This is a genomic window from Acinetobacter sp. NigerLNRRAM0016 (assembly GCF_054112845.1).
In genome coordinates, this window is record NZ_JBSYVT010000021.1 from 43634 (window position 1) to 66828 (window position 23195).

A 23195-nucleotide genomic window follows, 5' to 3' on the forward strand; every position below is an offset into this window, starting at 1 on the left:
AACATTACAACAAATTTGCAATAAAAAACAGAAATTACCCATTGGCTGCTTTACACTGAAAAAAGATGAACTATACCCAATACTTCATAAAAATTTATTAAATACCAGATGCCATGCCATTTACCCTATCCCATGCGGTTCTTGCCCCGCCACTCTCCAAACTGACTCAAGGTCGTTTACCGATTGCCGCACTTGCGATTGGCTGTATGACACCTGATTTGATCCGTTTGTTTACGCAACATGATGGCGGAAAAACTCACCTTTGGCGCGCCTTGATTGAACCGAATTTATGGATTGGGCTGATTTTCTGCCTGTTCTGGTATGCGCTGTATCGCCCTGTGTTGTACCGTTTCTTCGGGCTAAAAGATCCATTAAGGCTCAATCGACTGCGTAGCATATTGGGCTTTGCTGTCGGTGTTGTGCTCGCCATTCTGTTGGGTGTGAGCACTCATCTGATTTGGGATGGACTGACGCATGTCGACTTTCGTACCTTCGCTTTTCATGACTTCCTGAGTCGAAACATCATGCTCTTCGGGCACAGTTTCCCCGTGCATTTAGTTCTACAAATCGGAACTTCAGCCGCGGCTTTGCCCTTCTTATTTTGGATGTGCGCACACTATTATCAAAAATTTAGACAAAGCCAAACTGTCGCTCCGAGCATTAAAATTTATGCATGGAGCTTGCTTACGTTAACCTTACTTTTGGGTTGTTATTCCGTTTGGGATTATGCGCGCTATTTCACCCCAGAGCTGTGGATGTCCAACCTGTATTATTTTACAGCGCGAAGTATCAATGAATTCAGCCAAGCTGCCCTCATCACCTTTAGTTTCGGTTGTGTGCTGTTTATGTTTTTAGATCACCAACGGCATTTCAAATAAGTTTTGATACCTGAATGTTGCATCGAAAAGTGCTGAATTCCTGAGGAATTTGGATCTAGTCCTTGTGACAAAATCCTCAACGAGGCATAATCCTCCCTTTACAGGCGGTACGCTGTTTACGTATGCGCTTCCTTAACCCATATAGTTGGATTTTATACGCTATGATGCGAACTCATTACTGCGGTTCTTTAACCGAAGCTCAAATTGATGAAACAGTCACTCTCTGTGGCTGGGTACACCGTCGTCGTGACCACGGTGGTGTGATCTTCCTTGATATGCGTGACCGTGATGGTCTTGTACAAGTGGTCATTGACCCAGATACTCCAGAAGCGTTTGAAACAGCCGACAAAGCACGTTCTGAATTCGTATTAAAAATTACTGGTCGTGTCCGTCGTCGTTATGCGGGTACTGAAAATGCCAATATGGTGAGTGGTCAAATTGAAGTTTTAGGTAAAGAAATCGAAGTTCTTGCCGCTTCTGAAACACCTCCATTCCCACTCAATGACGAAAACACCAATATTTCTGAAGAAATTCGTTTGAAATATCGTTTCTTGGACATCCGTCGTCCAGAAATGTTAGATCGTTTACGCTTCCGTTCTAAAGTAACCAACTTGATCCGTAACTATTTTGAAGATCATGGTTTCTTGGACGTTGAAACACCAATCTTGACTCGTGCAACCCCAGAAGGTGCGCGTGACTATTTAGTCCCAAGCCGTGTTTCAAATGGTAGCTTCTATGCATTACCGCAATCACCACAATTGTTCAAACAGTTGTTAATGGTGGGTGGTATCGATCGTTATTACCAAATTGCAAAATGTTTCCGTGACGAAGATTTACGTGCGGATCGTCAGCCTGAATTTACCCAAATCGACGTTGAAACATCGTTCATGAGTGACGATGACATCATGGATTTAATGGAAGGCTTAACGGTTAAAATGTTCAACGAATTATTGAATGTTAAATTCGATAAATTTGAACGTATGACTTATGCCGATGCGATGCGTGATTATGCCTCTGACAAACCAGATATGCGTATTCCGTTGAAATTGGTTGACGTTGCAGACTTGATGCAAGACGTTGAGTTCAAAGTCTTTGCTGGTCCTGCAAAAGATCCTAAAGGCCGTATCGTTGCGCTTCGCGTACCAGGTGCAGGTTCTCTTCCACGTAGTGCAATCGACGAATACACGAAATTCGTAGGCATCTACGGTGCGAAAGGTTTGGCTTACATCAAAGTCAACGAACTTGAAAAAGGCATTGAAGGTCTGCAATCACCAATCGTGAAATTCATTGAGCCAATCGTACTGGATCTATTGAAACGTGTTGGTGCTGAAAATGGCGACATCGTATTCTTCGGTGCAGACAAAGCCAAAGTTGTAAATGATGCCATGGGCGCGCTTCGTGTGAAGATTGGTCATGACATGAACCTTGCAACTTGCGAGTGGGCACCGCTTTGGGTGGTTGACTTCCCAATGTTCGAAGAAACTGATGATGGCAAATGGACCTCTGTGCATCACCCTTTCACACTACCAAAATCAAGTGTTGAAGACGTGAAGAACAACCCAGGTGCTGCGCTTTCAGTTGCTTACGACATGGTGTTAAACGGTACTGAAATTGGTGGCGGTTCACTGCGTATTTATACTTTAGAAATGCAAAAAGCCATTTTTGAAGCTTTAGGTATTGGTGAAGAAGAAGCAGAAGAGAAATTCAGCTTCTTATTGAATGCTCTACGTTATGGCGCGCCTCCACACGGTGGTTTGGCATTCGGTCTTGACCGTTTAATCATGTTGATGACGGGTGCATCTTCTATTCGTGATGTGATTGCGTTCCCGAAAACCAAAACTGCTGAATGTCCATTGACTCAAGCGCCAGCGCCAGTTGAAGCCAACCAATTGCGTGACTTGGGTATTCGTTTACGTGAAAAGCAAAAAGCTGAAGCGAAAGAAGCATAAGCTTTGACTTCACTAAAAACCCTGCATTAGTGCAGGGTTTTTTTATTTTCAAATGAATTCCATGTTTGAAAATTACACTTTTACCAAGCATTTTTTAAAATTTCCTTTTGAATTTTTACGTCATCGCGCTTAGAGTACGCATCGATAGCCTATATTCTGTTGCAGCAGTTCTTGCCCTAATTATTCTATTCAATCATCCATTTTGTTCTTAAGATGCTCATCTTTTTTTGATTTTATCTATCTTAGATTTTTAAGTCTCTTTGCAAAATTTTCTCTCACCATATCTTTTCAGAAAGATTCTTGAGTCAAAATATGGCTATTTATTTATTACTTAAATTTATCGCAATTTTTCCATTGTCATTTTTACAAAGAATTGCGCTTTGGATTGCCCATTTCTTCTTTCATACAAATTCCTCCATCAAACGAATTACAACCATTAATCTTAAATTGGCCTATCCAGAATTAAATGAACAAGAGTTACAAAAGCTCATTCGCCGAAGCATTCAAAGCCAATGTATGACCTATATCGAATTTGTGAAATGCTGGGGAATGCCTCCCCAATATAGCCTCGACTTACTCAAAAATATTCACGGTGCAGAATTGTTAGAAAAAGCTTTGGCCAATCAAAAAGGCGTCATTGTAGTCGTTCCTCATTTCGGCTGTTGGGAACTATTAAATGCATGGCTAAATCTTTATTCGCAACCGATGATCATGTACAAACCTGACAAAATCAAAGGCGTAAATCGCTATATTCTGGATGCACGCCAAAAGGGTAATGCCAGCTTGGTCCCTACAAATGAAACAGGGATTCGCCAAATTTTTAAACATCATAAGCAAGGTGGACTTACCGTGGTTTTGCCTGACCACTTACCCAAAGCATCAGGCGGCATTTACTCTCATTTTTTTCAACAAAACACCTTATCTGCAACACTAGTCTCTAAAATGGCAGCCAAAACTCAATGTAATGTGATTGGATTAAGCTGTATCCGTAATCCTGAATTATCGAGTTTCGATGTACATTGCACCGAATTATCTCCAACCATTCTTTCCAAAGATTTACAGGAGTCTGTCGACGGTTTGAATCTCGCAATGCAAGAAATGATTCAACTCAAACCAGAACAGTACATCTGGTCATATAAGCGGTTTAGAAATTGTTATGGCAATGTAAATGTTTATCGCAAGCAACCAACAATCTAATTTTCAGCAAGTACATCCAGTGATGGGACATACAAAATTAAATATTTGCGTGATTTTATATCAGCTTACAGTAGATTATTTTTATTCATTTGAGATCAATTCTCAGTAGTGGCATAATAGCCCGCAGTTTTTATGTTGATAGATGAGCAAGCGTATGGCTATGCGTCCTGAAGTCCGCCGTCGTGGTCTAGTGGTAATTGTTTTTGCAATCGTCCAGTGGTTGTTCATGCGCTATATTCTTGCCAATGGACTGTTTAACCTCGATACCTCTGACCGTATTCTGTATTTCTGTGTGAGTAGCTTAGGTGGTGCCTTTGCCATCTTTGTCGGTTTGATTTATATGGTGCTGAAAGGCAATCCGGATCGTTAATCATGTCTAAGCATAAAATCCTTGTGATTGGAAAACGTGGTGGCATTCTACAATGGTATGAAAATCTTCTTGCAATTCAAAAGCCACACTCACCTTATCAAATTCAAGGATTTGCGCTTAATCATAATAATAGTCAGGAACGTTTCTTAAAAAAATTCCTTCCAAATAAAGATCGCTATACCGCCAATTTACTCAAAAAAAAGATTCAACAATTTCAGCCTGATTTAATTCTGATTGCTGATTTATTCTATTTTAATGACTATTTATTGCAGGTTTTCTCTGAATATTCAGGAAAAATCGCACACTGGATCGGTGATTTTTTTGATCACCGTCTCCTCAAATCCAAAGATATTATTGATCTGTACTGCTTTACCGATTCTAGTTTCCTTGATGATGCAGCAAATTTAGGACTTACCCAAACAACCTATCTGCCCCTTGCATATAATCCGGATATATTCTTTAACGAGACAACAGAAAAAAATGATCGTTTGCTATTTGTAGGTGCTTGGTCGCCAGATCGCCAACAACTGTTGGAACAAATTCCTTTACCTATGTCCATCTATGGCAAAGGTTGGGATAAGCTGAACAAACCCAATAGTAGCATTTACCCACAAAATATTAGCTTAGAAAAAGTTGCCGAACTTTATCGTCAGCATCGTTATGTCTTAAATGTCATCAACAAAAGTAACATTCGTCAAGGCATGAATATGCGATGCTTTGAAGCACCTGCTTGTGGGTGTATTCTGGTCAGCGAATATGTCAAAGATTTGGAATTTGCCTTTGATGTTCAAAAAGAAATTATCTGCTTTATGGATCCATCCGAACTGCAGAGGAAACTTAATGAGACCATCATTAATCCTTTAGAAGCAATGAATAAGGTTCAACAACATCATACTTATAAAAATAGGTTAGAAACGATTATTGATACCTTACTCTAGCTATTTATTCTCCCATTTGATTATAAGGTTTTTCTCTCCGTGTTTGTGAGCGTCATTGTCCCGAGTTATAACCATGCACAATATCTTGAAGAAAGAATTGAAAGTATTTTGCAGCAAACTTATACAGAGTTTGAACTGATTCTTTTAGATGATTTATCACCTGATCATAGTGCCGAGATTTTAAATAAATACAAAAATCACCCAAAGGTGTCGCACTGTATTATCAATGATAAAAACTCGGGCTCAACCTTTTATCAATGGAATAAAGGGATGAGCCTTGCCAAAGGTGAATTAATTTGGATTGCTGAATCAGATGATGTTGCTGATGCTACTTTTCTAGAGAAGCTGGTTACTCATTTTATCCAAAATCCGAATTTGGTTTTGGCTTATAGTCAATCACATCGTATGAATGCCCAAGGTGAAGTGACTGGTTCATGGAAGGATTTTACCGATGCTGTTGATCCAATCTTGTTTGCAAACGACTTTGCAATGTCAGGACTTGAATACATCAATCGCTTTTTGAATCGTCAGAATACAGTCCCTAATGCAAGCGGTATGCTCTTTAAAAAACAAACCTATCTTGACGTTGGTGGTGCAAATCCAAGTCTAAGATTTATCGGAGACTGGGAAATTTGGGCAAAAATCATCTCCCAAGGTGATCTTTTTTATACGGCTGAATGTTTAAATTATTTCCGTTATCACGATACCAGTGTCATTGCTCAAGCCAAGAAAAAGAAAGATCATTTTGAAGTACGTCGACAAGTCATTCTATTCCGAGAAAGTATGAACACTTTCCTTAATGATTATCGGAAGACCCAACCCTTAGCCAATACAGTTTATTTTAAGAATAAAAAGGCATTATCTAAAGAGTTACGTAAGAATGCTTCATTAGCGATACGACGTCGCTATTATGACCGGATTATCCCTACCAGTATGCTTGCTTTACGCACAATCCCTTTTTATGTTGTTCCTTTTTATATTCTAAAGTTGAGCATCCAGTTTATTCTTTCGGTTGCTTTCGTCGCACCTTATAAAATCATGTTGAATCAACCAAAATAAAAAAAGAGGAGCGATTGCTCCTCTTTTTTATTTGAATGAACTGGCTAAATTATCTTTATCACTCACCAGCACTTCTTCAATTTCATGTAAAGGCCATGCGATTGCAAGCGTCGGGTCATTCCAAATAATCGCCCCTTCACTCTCTTTATGATAATAATTGGTGGTCTTATATAGAAATTGAGTGTTGTCTTCCAAAGCTAAAAAGCCATGTGCAAAGCCTTCAGGAATCCAAAACATGGTTTTATTTTCGGCACTCAACTCCACTCCAACCCACTGACCATAGGTTGCCGATTCAGAGCGAATATCGACAGCAACATCCCAAGCCCGTCCTTGTACTACACGAACCAGTTTTCCCTGACCATAAGGTGCCTTTTGATAATGCAAGCCACGTAATACCCCTTTTTGAGACAAAGAATGGTTATCTTGTACAAATGTCGGGACAGGCTGATTCAACTGCTCTAGTGCTTGTGCAAATCTTTGCTGATTAAAACTTTCCATAAACCAGCCACGGTCATCACCAAAGACATTCGGCTGAAGAATAAGTAAACCTTCAATTTTCGTGGTTTCAACCTGCATTTGCTTCTTCCCAAATCTTTTTCAAATACTGACCATATTCAGTTTTTTGTAATGCTGTCGCACTCTCTAAAAGTTGTTCAGCACTAATCCAGCCTTGATGAAACCCAATTTCTTCCAAGCATGCAACCTTCAGTGATTGGCGCTTTTCAATGGTATAAATAAAGTGACCTGCTTCGAGTAAAGACTCGTGTGTACCTGTATCTAACCAAGCGAAACCACGACCTAAAAGTTCAACATTCAATGAACCATCTTTCAGGTAAGCATTATTAATATCCGTAATTTCTAGCTCACCACGTGCCGAAGGTTTTACTTGCTTGGCAAACTCAATCACTCTGTTGTCATAGAAATATAATCCCGTTACCGCATATGGTGACTTTGGTTTCGAAGGCTTTTCTTCAATACTCAGAACCTTGCCTGTAGCATCAAATTCAACCACACCAAATCTTTCAGGATCAGTCACATGATAGCCAAAGACAGTGGCACCCTGCTCTCTCGCACTCGCAGCTTCTAATTGTTTACCGAAACTTTGTCCATAATAAATATTGTCACCCAAGATTAAGCAAACATTGTCTTGACCAATAAATTCTTCACCAATCAAAAATGCCTGAGCAAGACCATCTGGAGATGGTTGGACTTTATAGCTCAACTCAATACCAAATTGAGAACCATCGCCTAACAGCTTCTGATATTGAGGCAGATCTTCTGGTGTCGAAATCACTAGAATTTCACGGATGCCTGCCAGCATTAAAACCGAAAGTGGATAATAGACCATCGGTTTATCATAAATTGGGAGGAGTTGTTTAGACACCCCTTTAGTAATTGGATGCAAACGGGTACCTGAACCACCCGCCAAAATAATACCTTTACGTTTTAAGCTCATTGATTGATTAGCTCCGCTAGTGTTCGTTCTACACCTTTTTGCCACTGTGGGAGGATAAGTTCGAAAGTGTTTTGTAATTTTGCATTATGCAGTAGAGAATTATGAGGGCGAACAGCTGGAGTCGGATATGCTGATGTAGCAATCGCATTGACTTTTTCAACTTGTAAAGTTTGCCCTAAAATACGTGCTTGTTTGAAAATAAAATTCGCATAATCAAACCAAGTGGTTTCACCACTTGCGACCAAATGATAGATGCCTGCCTTTTGCTGATTTGCCAAGACCTGAGGGATAGCATGTGCGGTAATATCTGCAATTAATTCGGCAGAAGTTGGTGCCCCCACCTGATCATTAATAATAGAAAGTTCTTGTCTTTGTTGCGCTAGATTCAGCATCGTTTTCAAGAAATTCTTACCTTTTGCAGCATAGACCCATGATGTTCTAAAGATAAGATGATCACAGCCACTCTCAATAATTGCTTGTTCACCCAAGGCCTTGGTTTTGCCATAAATATTTAACGGAGCAACCACATCCGTTTCTGTAAAAGGCTGTGTGCCAAGCCCTGAAAAAACATAATCTGTGGAATAGTGAACAAATAAAATCTGTTCCTGATGACACACATCAGCGATCACTTTCACGGCTTGATGATTAATTAAGTCAGCCAATTCAGATTCAGATTCTGATTCTGCTAAATCTACAGCGGTATAGGCTGAAGCATTCACTACAACATTGGGCTTTAATTTTAATATGGTCTCTCGAATTGCCTGTGGCTGAGACATATCTCCAGAAAAATCACCCAATCCTAAACGGTCTAATGCAATGACTTCCGCCAGTGGAGCGAGTGCTCGTTGCAACTCCCAACCCACTTGACCATTTTTACCAAGCAATAATATTTTCATACTTAACCTTGGTACTGTGTGTTTAACCATGATTGATATTCACCACTTTGAACATGGCTCACCCAATCTGTATTATTTAAATACCATTCAACTGTTTTTCTAAGTCCAGTTTCAAATGATTCTTGAGGTACCCAACCAAGATCAGCTTTAATTTTTGAAGCATCAATGGCATAACGTACATCATGACCAGGGCGATCTTTTACATACGTAATCAGATCTTGATAAGACTGAATTCCTTCAGGTTTATTTGGCGCTAGCTCTTCCAATAATTGGCAGATTGCATGCACAACTTCAATGTTGGCTTTTTCATTGTGTCCACCAATATTATACGTTTCCCCATCCTTACCCTGAGTGGCTACAACATATAAGGCACGTGCATGATCTTCGACAAAAAGCCAATCACGAATTTGCTGACCGTTACCATAAACAGGCAATGCTTTGCCTTGTAAGGCATTTAAGATCATTAACGGAATGAGTTTTTCAGGAAAATGGAAAGGTCCATAATTATTTGAGCAGTTCGTGACGACCACAGGTAAGCCATAGGTACGATTCCAAGCACGAACCAAGTGATCCGAACTGGCTTTACTTGCTGAATATGGCGAACTCGGTGAATAAGAAGTTGTTTCGGTGAATAAATCTGTTGTACCTTCCAAATCTCCATAAACTTCATCTGTCGAAATATGATGAAAACGGAACACTGATTTTTTTTCTGCTACAAGCCCCATCCAATAAGTACGGCTCGCTTCTAATAATTGATAAGTTCCAATAATATTCGTTTCAATAAATGCAAACGGGCCTGATATTGAGCGGTCAACGTGAGACTCTGCAGCCAAATGCATGACCAAATCAGGTTGGAAGTCTGCAAACAATTGATCTAGTGCAGCTCGATCACAAATGTCTGTTTGAGAAAAATGATAACGGGGATTATCTGCTACGGAAATTAAAGATTCTAAATTTCCAGCATAAGTAAGTTTATCTACATTTAATACTTCATGTTCAGTATTTTGAATAATATGACGAATAACCGCCGAACCAATAAAACCAGCACCGCCGGTAACTAAGAATTTCATAATGAATTATTTGACTCCACATTCTTAGTGGGAAATTTTATCATTTATTTAAAGTTAAATTTACTGGTTGATTTGCAAATATGCCGCATTCTGATTGTTAAATTACAAAAAGAAATACAACCTCGCTCATCACGACGCCAATCTCTTTTTTAATTCATTCGCCATTGCTTCTGAATGATTGTCTGGCTCTAAAAATTGTAAAGCTTGTTTAAACTGAACAGTATTGGATAAATCATAACAACTGATCCATTTTTGTCTTTCTAAAAAACTGAACTGTTGCTGAATTGCAGCATCATGCATTTTACTGGCATCTGAAAACACGATTAATGGCTGACCCGACATGACCACTTCAGCCACCATAGAGGTTGAATCAGCACTCGACAACACCCAATCTGCAGCTAAGATATAATTTTTAATATCACACTGTTGACCTTGCGCAACCCAAGTCATCTGATCAAAACTTCGTATTAAATTATGTTGTGTGCAGTAATTAGCTAAGGCATGTTCAAACTCAATCGAGGTTCTCCGAGAAGTCGTCAACATAAGACGTGCCTCCGGATATTCACTACGGACTTTTTGTAAAACAGCTCCCCACTCCTCCACAGTGCCTATGCTGACTGTTTTAGTATCTGCTCCAATTAAAATGGTAATGACTTGATCTAAATGCGGTATACCTAAATTGGTTTTAGCTTGTATGTGAGTTAAAGACAAGGCACACATTTTATTTGGTGCAATTGGATAATAAAGATACGGGGTTAAATTTGCTTGTTCCGCTTGAATGGTAAACACCACATCAAAATAATCTGGTTTTATCCCACGTAATGAACTTGCTACGATATTCTGCACAGGATTCGATTTCACAAGTTCTTTTTTGAGTAATGCATTGGCTAATAAAGTATTTCCACCTGCAGAAACAATGTAGGCCACATTTTTATGCTTTAAATGATCCAATTGTTCAGCAGTCAAAAAAGCATTTAACCATGCAGTATTGGCACTAAATTTCATTAGCCATTTCAGTATTCGGTATTGCCATTTACTCGGAAACTTTAGTTTCAGCCATTCAACCTGATATTGCTGCTGTTGATTTAAAAGCTGTACAATGCCCTGTGTCTGAGTTTCATGACCTGCTTTACCATCGGTAAGGGCAAGAATAATTGGCGATTGGCTCATATTGAATCTCATTTATGACACAAGCAAAGATTGATAAGTTTGTAGGGTATGTTCAATCATTTTCTGAAACGTAAGCTGTTCCTGCGCCATTTTATACGCAGAGGTAAAATCCATAAATGGATCAGGGATTTGCAAATAATGTCGAATCAAAGCATTCAAAGCATGACCGCTCCCTGCTTCACATAAGAATTCTGCTGGTACAAATTCTGCCATCATTCCAACATCTGTACCAAACACAGGTCGATTCAATAATAGACTCTCTGCCAAGGTATATGGTCCACCCTCTCGAAGTGAAGAAACAATTAATGCCTCATGTTCAAGAATGAGTGTATGAATATCATGACGATAACCCAGCAAGCTCACTCGATCTGAGAGTTGATATTGTAGAATAAGCTGTTCAAGCTTTTCTCTTTCCTCACCATCTCCTACGATTGAGAGCAAGTGCGGAATGTCTTTCCAAGCCTCTAATAACAGATCAAAGCCTTTCACAGAATTCAAACGCCCAATCGCAATAAATTCTCGGTTCTTCTGTAAAGGTGTCGGTGATACCGTAATTTTAGTCCCGTTATACACCACTGTGGTTTTATTCGGTTGATTTAAAATCTCGGCAACTGAACGGCTCACAGCAATTATATGATCAAAAGCAAAATACGCCTGATTACTTTTCTTTTTACCGTGAACAGTCACTACACTGGGAAAACTGAATTGTTGAAGCATCCCTTGTAATAGCTTCGCGGTTTTAGAAGCATGCGCATGTAAAATATCGGGCTGAGTTGCCAGTATGACTTTTTTTAATTGATATTTAGTCCACGGATTATAACGACTGCCACTCATATCAAAAGCGATAAAGTTTACTTTATGAGAAAGTTGAGTCTGGTATTTCTGGTGCGCAATTAATGAAACTGGATAAAACTCAGCAAGTCCCTCCGCCAGTTCAAGCACATGCTTTTCTAAACCACCTTCTTCATCACTGGCCATTACAAGCGTAATGTTCATGTTTAGCCCTCACGCTTGCCTAATTTTAATCTTAATTTCACCGCAAAAAGTGAATCCTTACCACTAATCTTTATTCGCTGTAACTGCATAAAATCAGGTTGTGTCCCATCAATCCCTTCAATGGTGGTCACCGCATTCTGATAACCCGCCTGCTTTGCCAACTGTACATCACGCGCTGAATAAATCCCAAAAGGATAGGCAAAACTGGTCACGGGTTGCTGAATCAACTGTTCAAGCTGCTGTTTAGACTCGGTTAGTTCCGCCAGACATTGTGCATCATCCAGTTTCGCTAGATTGGCATGGGTCATAGTATGCGATCCGATTTCCACTAAACCACTATTCGCCAAGAACTTCACTTGCTTATCATTAAGCTTTGGCTCACGTGCCAATTCACCACTGTTATGATGGGCTTTTTTATAGGTCGACCAGTCCCGATCATGGCGGTCTACCACCACATAAATTGTGGCTTTGGCTCGATACTTCTCTAGAATCGGATAGGCATTTTCCAAGTTATCCAAATAACCGTCATCAAAGGTAATCGCAACGGTTTTTTCAGGGTGTTTTCCCCAATTTTGCTGTAATTCTTGCATGGTCACAAAATGAAAACCTTGCGCCTTCATCCACGCGACTTGCTGCTCAAATTGGGCTGGTGTGACTCTGAGTTTATTAAATTTTGCCCCATCAATATGTTCACGCACCATGTGATACATCAGTACACGTGGTCGTTTCCAATCCACTGCCGGTTTCCACCATGCAAACTTGTAACTAAACACCACGATTATCAGCAATACGACAAGAAATAAGTAAATCACAGGCAACATCTGCTTAATGAGCTAAAAGATATGTTGCCACACGCTCCGCTTCTTTAAAAGCATTCGGTGGCGGTAACTGAACCAAGTCAGCAGTTTCAGTCACAATACCTTTTGCCAACAAAGCATCTACCGAAGCGGTAATGCGATCCTGTTTCATGCGATCCATAGCAATCACACCAACTCGACAACCTGCAGTGAGCGCCTCATAAATCATCGAGACACTGTCTTCAGTGACCCACACTGCTTCCGCCTTTTGCATCTCTTCAAAAATCCAGCCTTGTGGAGTATGTTCAACTGGAAAAAAATGCACATGCGGTAAAAAAGGATGAGCATTCAAACGCTCAACAAACTGCTCAGGTGTTCGACGCGAGGTGGTAATAATAATTTCATTATTCGGATGTTGCTTCACAATCTGTTCAATCGAAGTAAAGACTTTATCCGCATTCCATTGATGGCGTTTAGATGAACCACCCAATGCAATTAAAATCCGCCCTGACTGATGTCGTTGTTCATCCACAATCGGATTCAATGCACCTTGCGTTACAATCACGCAATCAGAGGCAGGAATGCCATCATGTTCTGGAATCACACTATAATCAAACCAAGCCAATGGATAATTCGGTTTCATTAAAATGACTGTTTTGGCTTGTGCATAAATTTTCCCAAGTAGCAGTACACGTAATTGCGTGTGACTCCCGACTCCAATAATCAAATCGAGGGGTGTTTTCAACTGTGAAATCGATCCACGAAACAGCCCAGTAACAAGTGAGAATAAAGCTAAATCCTCTATCGAAATTTCTTCAAAGCTCACAGTTTCCTTAGATTGTCTTTGTAGGGCTTTGAACAAGCCAAGTGCTTGTGAACGGTGTCCCGCCTTTCCATCACTCACATAAACAATATGCATAAGCTCTAACCATTTTGAAATTTCAATAAAAAAGGCGAAACCGAAGTCTCGCCTTTTGATCTTAACTGATCAACTTAGTTTACGTAAGTCAACCAGTGTGCATATTTATCGTTACGACCTTGGACTGCATCAAAATAAGTCTTTTGAATTTCAGTTGTAATTGGACCACGTGAACCACAACCGATTTGACGGTCATCATATTCACGAATTGGTGTAACTTCAGCAGCAGTACCAGTGAAGAATGCTTCATCAGCAATGTAGAACTCATCACGAGTAATACGACGTTCTACAACTTCATAACCCAAGTCTTTGGCAATGGTAATCACAGTTTGACGCGTAATACCATCAAGCGCACCACCAGCGATATCCGGAGTATGTAATACACCATCTTTCACAAGGAATACGTTTTCGCCAGAGCCTTGGCAAACATAACCTTGAGGATCCATCAACATTGCTTCGTCATAACCAGAATGTGCAACTTCTTGGTGAGCCAAAATCGACAAAGTATAGTTACCTGATGCTTTTGCTTTACACATGGTCACGTTCGGATGGTGATGTGTGAAAGATGAAGTTTTAACGCGAATACCTTTCGCCATCGCCTCTTCACCCAAATACGCGCCCCAACCCCAAGCTGCAACTGCGGCATGAATGGTGTTGTTGGTTGCTGCAATACCAAGTTTCTCAGAACCAATCCAGATTAAAGGACGTAAATAGCAAGATGCTAATTTATTTTCACGAACCACATCAATTTGAGCTTGTTCTAACGTCGCTTGATCAAATGGGACTTTCATTTGATAAATTTTTGCAGAATTAAGCAAACGCTTAGTGTGGTCTTTTAAACGGAAAATTGCTGTACCTTTTGGTGTTTCATAAGCACGTACACCTTCAAAGACACCCATACTGTAGTGCAAAGTATGCGTTAAAACGTGAATTTTCGCTTCACGCCAGTCAACCAATTGTCCATCTTGCCAAATAAAACCATCACGATCAGCCAAATTCATGGCACACACTCCAAATTTTTATATACAGTCATTTTTATCCAACAGCCGCAGCAGTTGGATCTATTAATCTTTGCCATAACTTGCAAACGATCACACGGGTATTGTGCCAGTCCGCAGCATTGACTTGCATGGATTGATTCGCAAGCGCTAAACGGTGGCTCTCGGCTCGTTCACTGAGATAAGCTTGAATCAATGCTGTTGCATCGTCACTGGATAAGCAACCTGCTTTTGCAGCGTCTTCAAGGATTCGTACATTGTCGGAGTAATGGGCGAGATCGGGATTCGACCCACTCCATGCTAACACAGCATACTGTGCCATAAATTCAATATCAACGATACCACCTGCATCCTGTTTTAAATGAAAAATTCCATCTTTTTGTTGTTCTTTAGAAGAACCTAAATGGTCTTTCATTTTCTGACGCATTTTCAACACTTCTTCGCGGACATTAGCCTCTTCTCTAGGCAAGGTTAAGATGCGACAACGCAGTTGCTCAAACTTATCCCGCAAGGTTTCTCCACCCGCAATCGAACGTGCACGTACCAGCGCTTGATGCTCCCATAACCAGGCATTTTTCAGTTGATATTGTTCGAAAGCTTTTAGACTGGTGACCAACACTCCCGCCTCACCCGAAGGACGCAAGCGCGTATCAATTTCATAAACACGACCATCTAGGGTTTGCGTGGTCATCAGCGAAATAAATTTCTGCGCCACACGCATGGCAAATTCAAAGCCACTAATGGATTTCGGTCCATCGGTATCCGCCTGCTCATCCATATAATGAATAAACACCAAATCCAAATCGGAACCATATCCCAGTTCAATCCCACCGACTTTCCCGTAACCCACCACGGCAAATGCGGTATGGTCAATCGCACAGCGCTGACCTTCAATGTCGAGTGGGAAACCATGTCGTTTAGCCACCATCTGATACGCCATATTCAGGGTCGCATTGACCGACACTTCTGCAATATCGGTTAAGGCATCTGAAACTTTCATCAATGGGCTTTCTGCCAAGACATCACTGGCAGCCACCGCCAAGACGTTAGACTTCTTAAACAGACGCAACACCCGCATCAGGTCTTCCACTTCATCCAGTTCAATACGCAGTAATTGCTGACGTAAAGAATCCTGTAAATCTTGACGGCGCGGCAGTTCAAAATCCATGGACAAGAATTCATCCAGCAGCACTGGATAATGCGTCAACTCTTCACAAATCCATGGACTGACCGTCGCCATTTTGACCAGACGTTGTAATGCGCCTTTACTTTCAATCAGCATCACCAAGTACACGGTACGACGCATCACTGATTCGACCAAAGGCATTAAGCGTAATAAAGCGGTTTGTGGTTTATCCGACTCTAAAATTGCTTCAATCAAATGTGGCCAGAACATTTTTAAACGCTGTACGGCTTTGGCAGGCAGTTTTTTTAAGGCATTGCCATACCAGAATTCATGTACCAGTTTTTTCGCATCCTCATCCAGTACAGCCTGTAAGCGTTGCTCCAGCTGACCAAAACTTTCCACCAATGGATCGGGTTCTTTTTCTTTAATCAAGTGTTCAAACTGATAAATTACCTTGGCACGCTTTTGATTCAGCACATCCAAGAAAGACTGCCAATCTGCATAGCCCAAAGTCTCGGTCATGCGCTGACGCAGTTCTGGTTCACTCGGTAAGGATTGGGTTTGCTGATCATTCAGTGCCTGAATCGCATGTTCAACTCGGCGCAAGAATAAATAGGCATCTTCCAGCTCAAGCACCACTTGCGGATCCAGTAAACCGACCTCCCCCAAATGATGCAGGCTGACCAGACATTGACGATCTTGTAATTCAAGTTTTGAACCGCCATAAATTAACTGGAACACCTGCACAATAAATTCGACTTCGCGAATCCCGCCTGCACCCAGTTTAATATCATCTTCAATATTGCGACGTGCCACTTCGCGCTCAATCATGGCTTTCATTTCGCGCATGGCTTCAAAAGCGGTGTAATCCACATAACGTCGGAACACGAATGGACGGGTCATTGCCAGTAATTCATCGCCTTCTTTACCCCCCGTGACGATACGCGCCTTGATCCACGCATAGCGCTCCCATTCACGCCCGTGCTGACTCAGGTATTTTTCCAATGCCACATGACTAATGGCCAACGCAGAACCATCCCCCCACGGACGCAAACGCATATCTACACGGAAGACAAAACCATCCGCTGTCATATGATCCAGCAGGTAAATCAGCTTTTGTCCCCAAAGAATGCAAAATTGCTGTACATCAATACATTTGCGCCCATTGGTTTCGCCTTGCTCATCAAAAGCAAATATCAAATCAATATCGCTAGACAAATTGAGTTCTTGGGCACCATGTTTGCCCATGGCAATCACAATCAAATCTTGAACTTTGCCGTTATAGCCGATTGGCTCGCCATGCTTTGCAACCAGCGGCCTACGCGCAAAATCTTTTGCCGCACACACCATGGCATCGGCAAAATCGGACAGTTCGCGGGTGAGTGTCACCACGTCCGTCAATTGGTTGGCATCTTGCCAAATCCAGCGAAACATCAATCGAGCGCGTAATACTCGACTGAGTCGCAACCACGTCGTTTCATCTTCTACATGTTGTAATTCATCTTGGACGTGTGCATAAATTTGTGCTGTGGTTAAGGAACTCTGGAACTGATCAACGCTGTAATCTTGTTCTAATAAGCTGGAATGGATTGCCAAAACTTGTTCTGCATATTGGCTGGCACACAAGGTTTTCTGCAATTGTTCAGCGTTCATCAAGAGCCACTCTCCTTTTTCGGCACACGCCGAGTTCAACGTCTTCTTTAATTATCAAGGTTCTTGTCATCGCATGTTGCATATCGAGTTGGAATTTCACTTTGATCCACATCGAATCATTGGCCCCACCCGTTTCAGCACGACTTGATTGTGTTGCTCTCCAGCATAGGCAGGACCATTAAAATCGGATATTGGGCAAAAGTATGACCGCGACTTTAGCTTGAGTGTACTCAATCATCTCAAGGGATACTACCTTGCACATTCTGTTTTCTGGTTATTTTTATTGAAAATTAACTAGCGTTCAATTTTAAGGAGAAACTTCAATGAATTTTTGATTGGCACTGAGGGCGAGATGGGATTCGGCTTGCGGCAAAGTGACCTTAAATAGGGTGCCTTCCCCCTCTTTCGAATGCACTTCAATTTCACCTTGATTAATTTCTACAAAGCGTTTACACAGCACCAAACCCAGCCCCATACCTTTTTCACCATCGGTGCCTTTAAAACTCACCGTTAATCGCGGTTGAAACAACTGTTCAATTTGCTGGGGTGTCATGCCTAGACCTGTATCCTGAATGGATATCTCGACGCCCTTTACTGTCACTTGAGCTGAAATTTTCACAATTCCAGTTCCATCCATATGCGTAAACTTCAGCGCATTCGAGACCAGATTCTGAATTACGGAAGTCACCATATTGATGTCCGCAAAAACTTTTATTTCTTCAGGAACATCTTCAATCAATTGAATTTTCTTTTTAATCGCGAGTCCATTTAATACATCGAACACAATTTTAGAGGCTTGCTTCAATTGAAAGTTAATTGGATGGAAGACAAAGCGCCCGCCTTCAGCCATCGCCCAATTGAGCAAACTTTCCAATAAGCTATAGGTTGACTGCGTGGTATCATGCAAGTAATCCGCGATATTCTGAATACTGGCTTCATCTAAACTATCCCGCTCTTGCGCCAGCACTTCTGAAAAGCCCAGTAGCCCATGAAAAGGGGCACGCAAATCATGAGCAATAATTTGAAAAAATTTGGTTTTACTAAAATTTAGAGCCGACTGCTGCTCATACATTTCTTTGAGTTCAGCGTGATCGATCTTCAGTTCAATATGCTTGATTAAGCTGGCAAACAGCTCTTGCAGCATTTGGATCTGATCTGGACTAAATACGGTGGTCTGCTGATCAAAAAAAGCCACCTGACCAAAGGACTGCCCCTCAGCATTGCATATGTTCAAGACCAATAAGCGTGGCTCTGCAGCCAAGCCCAAACGTGAAACCTCACTCACAAAGGCTGCATAATTCGCATGTTGCACATCGACATAGTCTTGTACGTGCAAATCTGCAAAAAGACCTGAACAGGCATAGGCTTTTAAACCCGTCGATGTTGAGATCCATGCATAGGGCTCATGCTGAAATTGCAAGACAGCATGATCGACAGCCAGTAATTGGCGAGCTAACTTAAGATAAGTGGAAATCTGATTCTGCGGAGTCGCAATACCCAACAACAATGAAAGTCTACACGCACTTAATTGCTCGGTTTCTGAGCCAATCTCTAGGAGTTGTATTTTCATAATTGCCTCGGGAAAACGTGAAGATCAAACATCGTTACATTTCATTTTGCTTATTTGTTTAAATCTTGAGCCGCAGATAAATCGAGAAATAGAGATGCAAAAAATTAAAATATAGTTACAAAAACAATATAATACTTAATCTTCCTCTTGACCAGTCATGGCGGTGATAAGCACATGGATAAATTTTATCAAAACTAGATTTTTATCTCATTTCTCTATACATTGTTTGACATCCTACAAGTTTAAAACCCAGTTGGCGGTTATGTTCATCGGATCACTGGATGACGTGTAATCCAACCCATTTCATATCCGATCTACTCCATAATTGTGATGACCATTTTGCAACGGCTACTTTCAACACTTAATCTAGATTTAAGAAAACTTATTCTTTTTTTGGCGATGTTCAGTGTCTTTAGCCTGTTTGTGATTTCACTGGCCGTCAGTTATTACATTCAGCGCCAACAACTGATTGAAAACTCTCTCTCCGTCAATTTTGACTATGCTTCAAAAATTGCGCATGGCACCGATTTACAATTCAAAACTCTGGTCAAGCAACTGGCCTATAGTGCCGATATTATCGGGCATTCCTTTGATGATCCGATTCAACTACAAAATGAAGTGGATCGCTTACGCTTCCAGTCCGATGCCTTTGACAGTGTGGTGGTGATTGATAAAGAGGGGCGTTTCCTGTCTTATGCACCCGAGCAGCTGGCATTTGATAAAAAACGTATCAATAAAACCTATGGCATTCAGCTTTCCCTAGACCAAAAAGCCCCCGTCATCACACACCCCTATTATTCTGTACGCCATAATTTGATTGTTTTTATCTCACAACCTATTTTTGACAACAATCACAACTATCTCGGCTTTATTGGTGGCGCGCTTTATTTAAAGAAAAATAACATTATTCGTGAATTACTGAGCATCAAATACAACTATCAAAACAGCTATATGTATGTGCTGGATCAGTATAACCGTATTATTTTTCACCCCGATCCAAAACGTATTGGTGAAACCGTCACGCATAACACCGGACTGGCACAGATTCAGGCAACCAAATTCGGCAAGATGCAACTGGTCAACAGTGAAGGTAAAGAAAATCTGGCGGGGTTTGCCTATGTACCCTCGACCAAATGGATCATCGTTTCTCAGCAACCTACAGCGGTTCTGTTAGAACAAGCCACCAGCATTGTGTATAAAATTCTGTTTGGCATGTCGATCTTCTATCTGGTGATTTTCTTTATTGTCTGGCGCATTGCCTATCTGATTTCTAATCCGCTGGAACAGCTGGCAAAAATGGCGAGTATTTTAAATACCCCTGATATCGATCAAAAAATTAAAAGTATCGAACCTTGGTATTTTGAGGTGTTAAAATTCCGTCTCTCGCTCTTGCTCAGCGCGCAGAACTTTAAAAAACGCATTAACGAGCTGAACTACCATGTCAACACCGACCCTCTGACCGGTTTTTATAATCGACGTGGTATGGAGGTGTTCACGCAGGAATTGATGAATACCAAAACCCAATTTTGTGTGATTGCGATTGATATTGATCACTTTAAACAAGTGAATGACACCTATGGACACGACAAAGGCGATTTGGTGTTACAGAAAGTCGCAGCTCTCATACAAGCCAATTTCCGTGATAATGATGTCTGCTGCCGTTTTGGCGGTGAAGAATTTATCGTCCTGACGCCCAGTACAGATTTGAATATTGGTTATAAACTAGCAGAACGCCTAAGACTAAAGCTTGAAACCACACTGGTAGAAGGCATAGGTCCAATTACTATTTCGATTGGACTCGCGCACTGGCCTGATTCTTCAGTACAGATTAAGGCAGTGATGAAACTGGCAGATGAAAACCTCTATCAAGCCAAAGCCGAAGGACGCAATCGTATTTGCATGTAATTGAAATGCGAGATCAAGTTGGATTGAATAAGGCTTTCAGATACAACGAAGATCAAACAACTTCCTGACTAACCAAATCTGAGTCCACAGCTTAAACTTAGATCCGCTCAAGCTGCTCCACTTCCATCGGCATTGCGAATAAATAGCCTTGTAATTGCTGACAACCTAGACGCGATAAAATTTCTGCCTGAGATGCACATTCCACCCCTTCTGCAGTCACCACCAAACCCAACTTAATCGCCAGTTGAATGATACTTTCCAAAATCATTTCTTCTTTTGAGTTTTCTTCTAAATCATAAATAAACTCACGGTCTATTTTCAGTTCATCCACAGGCAGGTTTTTCAAATACAGGAAGCTGGAATGCCCGGTACCAAAGTCATCAATCGCCAGTTTAATGCCCATTTGGCGCAATCGCTCGAAACTCAAAATACTGGATTCAATATGATGCATGGCGGTGGTTTCAGTGATCTCAATCATCAAATGACTTGGATCAATTTGATACTTTTCAAACAACTGCTCTAGGTTGGTAAACAGGTGTTTATGTTCAAATTGCACGGCTGAAAGATTGACCGCTACAGGGAAAAACGGCACATTATTTTTTTCCCAGATTTGAATTTGACGGCAGGCTTGTTCCAGCACCCAATAACCCAATTCAATAATTAGCCCTGTTTTTTCTGCACCACGAATAAACATGTTTGGGGTCAATAAACCCAAAGTTGGATGTTGCCAACGAATTAATGCTTCCACACCACAAATTTGATGGTCTTGCGTGGTAAATTTCGGCTGATAAAACAGAACAAACTGCTGTTCTTCAACCGCTTTATACAGATCATTAATTAACTTGGTCAGGCTCTTGGTTTCTTGCTGATCCGCCGTATAGTTAAATACGGAATAGGTATTACGACCTTGGTATTTTGAGGACAGCATTGCTGCGTCTGCATTAATCAGCAAATCTTGCAAGTTATTGCCATGCTCAGGGAACATCGCGATGCCGACACTGGCAGAAATATTAATTTCCTTGCCTGCAATAAGAAAACTTTCCTGAATCTGTTCCAGTGCAACTGCCGCCATGCGTTCCGCTTGTTCTAGGCTGGCATCTTCAATCACCATTAAGAACTCATCTCCGCCAATACGCAGCAATTTTTGGCGCTCATTCAATTGGGCATGAATACGACTCGAAAGCTGTACCAGCAATTGATCCCCCACATGATGACCAAAGACATCGTTGACGCCTTTAAAGCGATCTAAATCAATAAAAAGAAAAGCAATTTTCTGATCGTTATAGCGATGATTGGTAAACAGAAAATGCGCGTATTCAGCTAGATACAAACGGTTCGGCAATTTAGTCAGGTTATCTCTCACTGCTTGCTTGGCAAGTTCCTGATTGGCGGTATACAGCTGAATATTCCTCTCTTCTAGTCGCTGTTCGAGTACTGCAACAAAGAACGCCGCGATAAAAATCAGCGAGGTGACCAGCAATACCGTAAATACAATCAAGCCATAACCCGACTGACCCAAGTTCAGCAAATCTGTAGAATCTTGGACAAATTTCGTTGCCGCCATACCACTAAAATGCATGCCGACAATCGAAATCGCCATCATGAATGCAATGCAGAGTTTCAGCCAAAACTTATATTTAATCGCTGCTTTATATTTAAAGGTGAGCCAGAAGGTTAAACCCGAACCACAAATGGCAAAGATAATCGAAAATACCACCATCATGGCGTCGCACTGAATATGATAAGACGGCAGTTTTAAAGCGAGCATGCCCGTGTAATGCATCCCCGAAATGCCCAGCCCCATCAGGACTGCCCCCATAATCAGGCGAGCAAAAGATAAAGTGGGACGTGTGATCAGCCAAATGGCGAAAGTTGAGGCAACAAAAGCTATTACATATGAGGTCAGCGTTAGCCCAAGATCAATGCTAAAGGATTCAGGAAATTGACAAGCAAAAATAGCAATAAAGTGCATACACCAAATGGCGACGCCTAATACTAGACCACTGGTCACTAGGATGACCTTGTGCAGCTTTTGCTGTGATCCGCGAAATAATAATTGTTCCAGTGACACAACCATTAAACATGCCAACAAAGCAAATAAAATAGAACCTACAACAAGGCTTAAATCATAATGTATATGAACCATATAAAGCTTCCGTTTAGGTCATCTTTTTTTTATCAATACATTCAAAGTCGTGCTCTCGAGCAATAAAAAAACCTAAAGTTTTTCAAATTTTATAATCCTGTT

Annotated in this window: 19 protein-coding genes; 7 read left to right on the forward strand and 12 right to left on the reverse strand. The window is 41.1% G+C overall.

Annotated features, from left to right (window positions below):
* The first annotated feature begins 113 nt into the window (after positions 1-113).
* From ACWQ4X_RS13235 to ACWQ4X_RS13260, 6 genes are all read left to right on the forward strand, one after another.
* Entirely contained in the window at positions 114-878 is a 765-nt protein-coding gene (locus ACWQ4X_RS13235; protein ID WP_457903963.1) for a DUF4184 family protein, read from the forward strand.
* A 161-nt stretch (positions 879-1039) separates the two neighbouring features.
* Positions 1040-2827 carry an aspartate--tRNA ligase gene (gene aspS / locus ACWQ4X_RS13240; RefSeq protein ID WP_142769497.1) on the forward strand — a complete coding sequence of 596 codons (1788 nt, stop codon included), beginning with the start codon at positions 1040-1042 and terminating at the stop codon, positions 2825-2827.
* Positions 2828-3139: 312 nt separating this feature from the next.
* A complete protein-coding gene (locus tag ACWQ4X_RS13245) occupies positions 3140-4024 on the forward strand; it encodes a lysophospholipid acyltransferase family protein (protein WP_457903964.1) in 885 nt (294 codons plus the stop codon).
* A 154-nt stretch (positions 4025-4178) separates the two neighbouring features.
* On the forward strand, positions 4179-4394 hold the full coding sequence (locus tag ACWQ4X_RS13250) for a hypothetical protein (RefSeq protein WP_100240612.1): 216 nt from the start codon (positions 4179-4181) through the stop codon (positions 4392-4394).
* A 2-nt stretch (positions 4395-4396) separates the two neighbouring features.
* The gene (locus ACWQ4X_RS13255) at positions 4397-5332 is read left to right on the forward strand and encodes a CgeB family protein (RefSeq protein WP_457903965.1); all 936 of its coding nucleotides are present in this window, start codon (positions 4397-4399) and stop codon (positions 5330-5332) included.
* A 39-nt stretch (positions 5333-5371) separates the two neighbouring features.
* Positions 5372-6391, forward strand: a complete 1020-nt coding sequence (locus ACWQ4X_RS13260; protein WP_457903966.1) for a glycosyltransferase — start codon at positions 5372-5374, stop codon at positions 6389-6391.
* A gap of 27 nt (positions 6392-6418) precedes the next feature.
* On the opposite strand, the gene rfbC is transcribed toward ACWQ4X_RS13260, so the two are convergent.
* The 11 genes from rfbC to ACWQ4X_RS13315 form a co-directional block, all read right to left on the reverse strand.
* Positions 6419-6967 (reverse strand): dTDP-4-dehydrorhamnose 3,5-epimerase, encoded by a 549-nt coding sequence (gene rfbC / locus ACWQ4X_RS13265; protein ID WP_457903967.1) that lies wholly within the window; start codon positions 6965-6967, stop codon positions 6419-6421.
* Entirely contained in the window at positions 6957-7847 is an 891-nt protein-coding gene (gene rfbA / locus ACWQ4X_RS13270; protein WP_457903968.1) for a glucose-1-phosphate thymidylyltransferase RfbA, read from the reverse strand. Before rfbA ends, rfbC begins: the two co-directional genes overlap by 11 nt.
* Positions 7844-8743 (reverse strand): dTDP-4-dehydrorhamnose reductase, encoded by a 900-nt coding sequence (gene rfbD, locus ACWQ4X_RS13275; protein ID WP_457903969.1) that lies wholly within the window; start codon positions 8741-8743, stop codon positions 7844-7846. The genes rfbA and rfbD overlap by 4 nt, the downstream gene beginning before the upstream one ends.
* Before the next feature lie 2 nt (positions 8744-8745).
* Complete coding sequence (rfbB, locus tag ACWQ4X_RS13280; RefSeq protein ID WP_457903970.1) at positions 8746-9813, reverse strand: dTDP-glucose 4,6-dehydratase; 1068 nt, start codon at positions 9811-9813, stop codon at positions 8746-8748.
* Between the two features lie 129 nt (positions 9814-9942).
* Entirely contained in the window at positions 9943-10983 is a 1041-nt protein-coding gene (locus ACWQ4X_RS13285; RefSeq protein WP_457903971.1) for an ELM1/GtrOC1 family putative glycosyltransferase, read from the reverse strand.
* Positions 10984-10995: 12 nt separating this feature from the next.
* Positions 10996-11979, reverse strand: a complete 984-nt coding sequence (locus ACWQ4X_RS13290; RefSeq protein ID WP_457903972.1) for a glycosyltransferase — start codon at positions 11977-11979, stop codon at positions 10996-10998.
* A 2-nt stretch (positions 11980-11981) separates the two neighbouring features.
* The gene (locus tag ACWQ4X_RS13295) at positions 11982-12800 is read right to left on the reverse strand and encodes a polysaccharide deacetylase family protein (RefSeq protein WP_457903973.1); all 819 of its coding nucleotides are present in this window, start codon (positions 12798-12800) and stop codon (positions 11982-11984) included.
* 4 nt (positions 12801-12804) lie between these two features.
* Complete coding sequence (locus ACWQ4X_RS13300) at positions 12805-13695, reverse strand: mitochondrial fission ELM1 family protein (protein WP_457903974.1); 891 nt, start codon at positions 13693-13695, stop codon at positions 12805-12807.
* A 74-nt stretch (positions 13696-13769) separates the two neighbouring features.
* Positions 13770-14696, reverse strand: a complete 927-nt coding sequence (locus ACWQ4X_RS13305; protein WP_457903975.1) for a branched-chain amino acid transaminase — start codon at positions 14694-14696, stop codon at positions 13770-13772.
* 34 nt (positions 14697-14730) lie between these two features.
* On the reverse strand, positions 14731-17511 hold the full coding sequence (gene glnE / locus ACWQ4X_RS13310; protein WP_457903976.1) for a bifunctional [glutamate--ammonia ligase]-adenylyl-L-tyrosine phosphorylase/[glutamate--ammonia-ligase] adenylyltransferase: 2781 nt from the start codon (positions 17509-17511) through the stop codon (positions 14731-14733).
* Positions 17512-17779: 268 nt separating this feature from the next.
* Positions 17780-19042 carry a sensor histidine kinase gene (locus ACWQ4X_RS13315; RefSeq protein ID WP_457903977.1) on the reverse strand — a complete coding sequence of 421 codons (1263 nt, stop codon included), beginning with the start codon at positions 19040-19042 and terminating at the stop codon, positions 17780-17782.
* Positions 19043-19372: 330 nt separating this feature from the next.
* On the opposite strand from ACWQ4X_RS13315, the gene ACWQ4X_RS13320 reads away from it, so the two are divergent.
* Positions 19373-20947 carry a sensor domain-containing diguanylate cyclase gene (locus ACWQ4X_RS13320; protein ID WP_457903978.1) on the forward strand — a complete coding sequence of 525 codons (1575 nt, stop codon included), beginning with the start codon at positions 19373-19375 and terminating at the stop codon, positions 20945-20947.
* A 97-nt stretch (positions 20948-21044) separates the two neighbouring features.
* Here the strand turns inward: ACWQ4X_RS13320 and ACWQ4X_RS13325 are convergent, their stop codons facing one another.
* Positions 21045-23093, reverse strand: a complete 2049-nt coding sequence (locus ACWQ4X_RS13325) for a bifunctional diguanylate cyclase/phosphodiesterase (protein WP_457903979.1) — start codon at positions 23091-23093, stop codon at positions 21045-21047.
* Between the last annotated feature and the right edge of the window lie 102 nt (positions 23094-23195).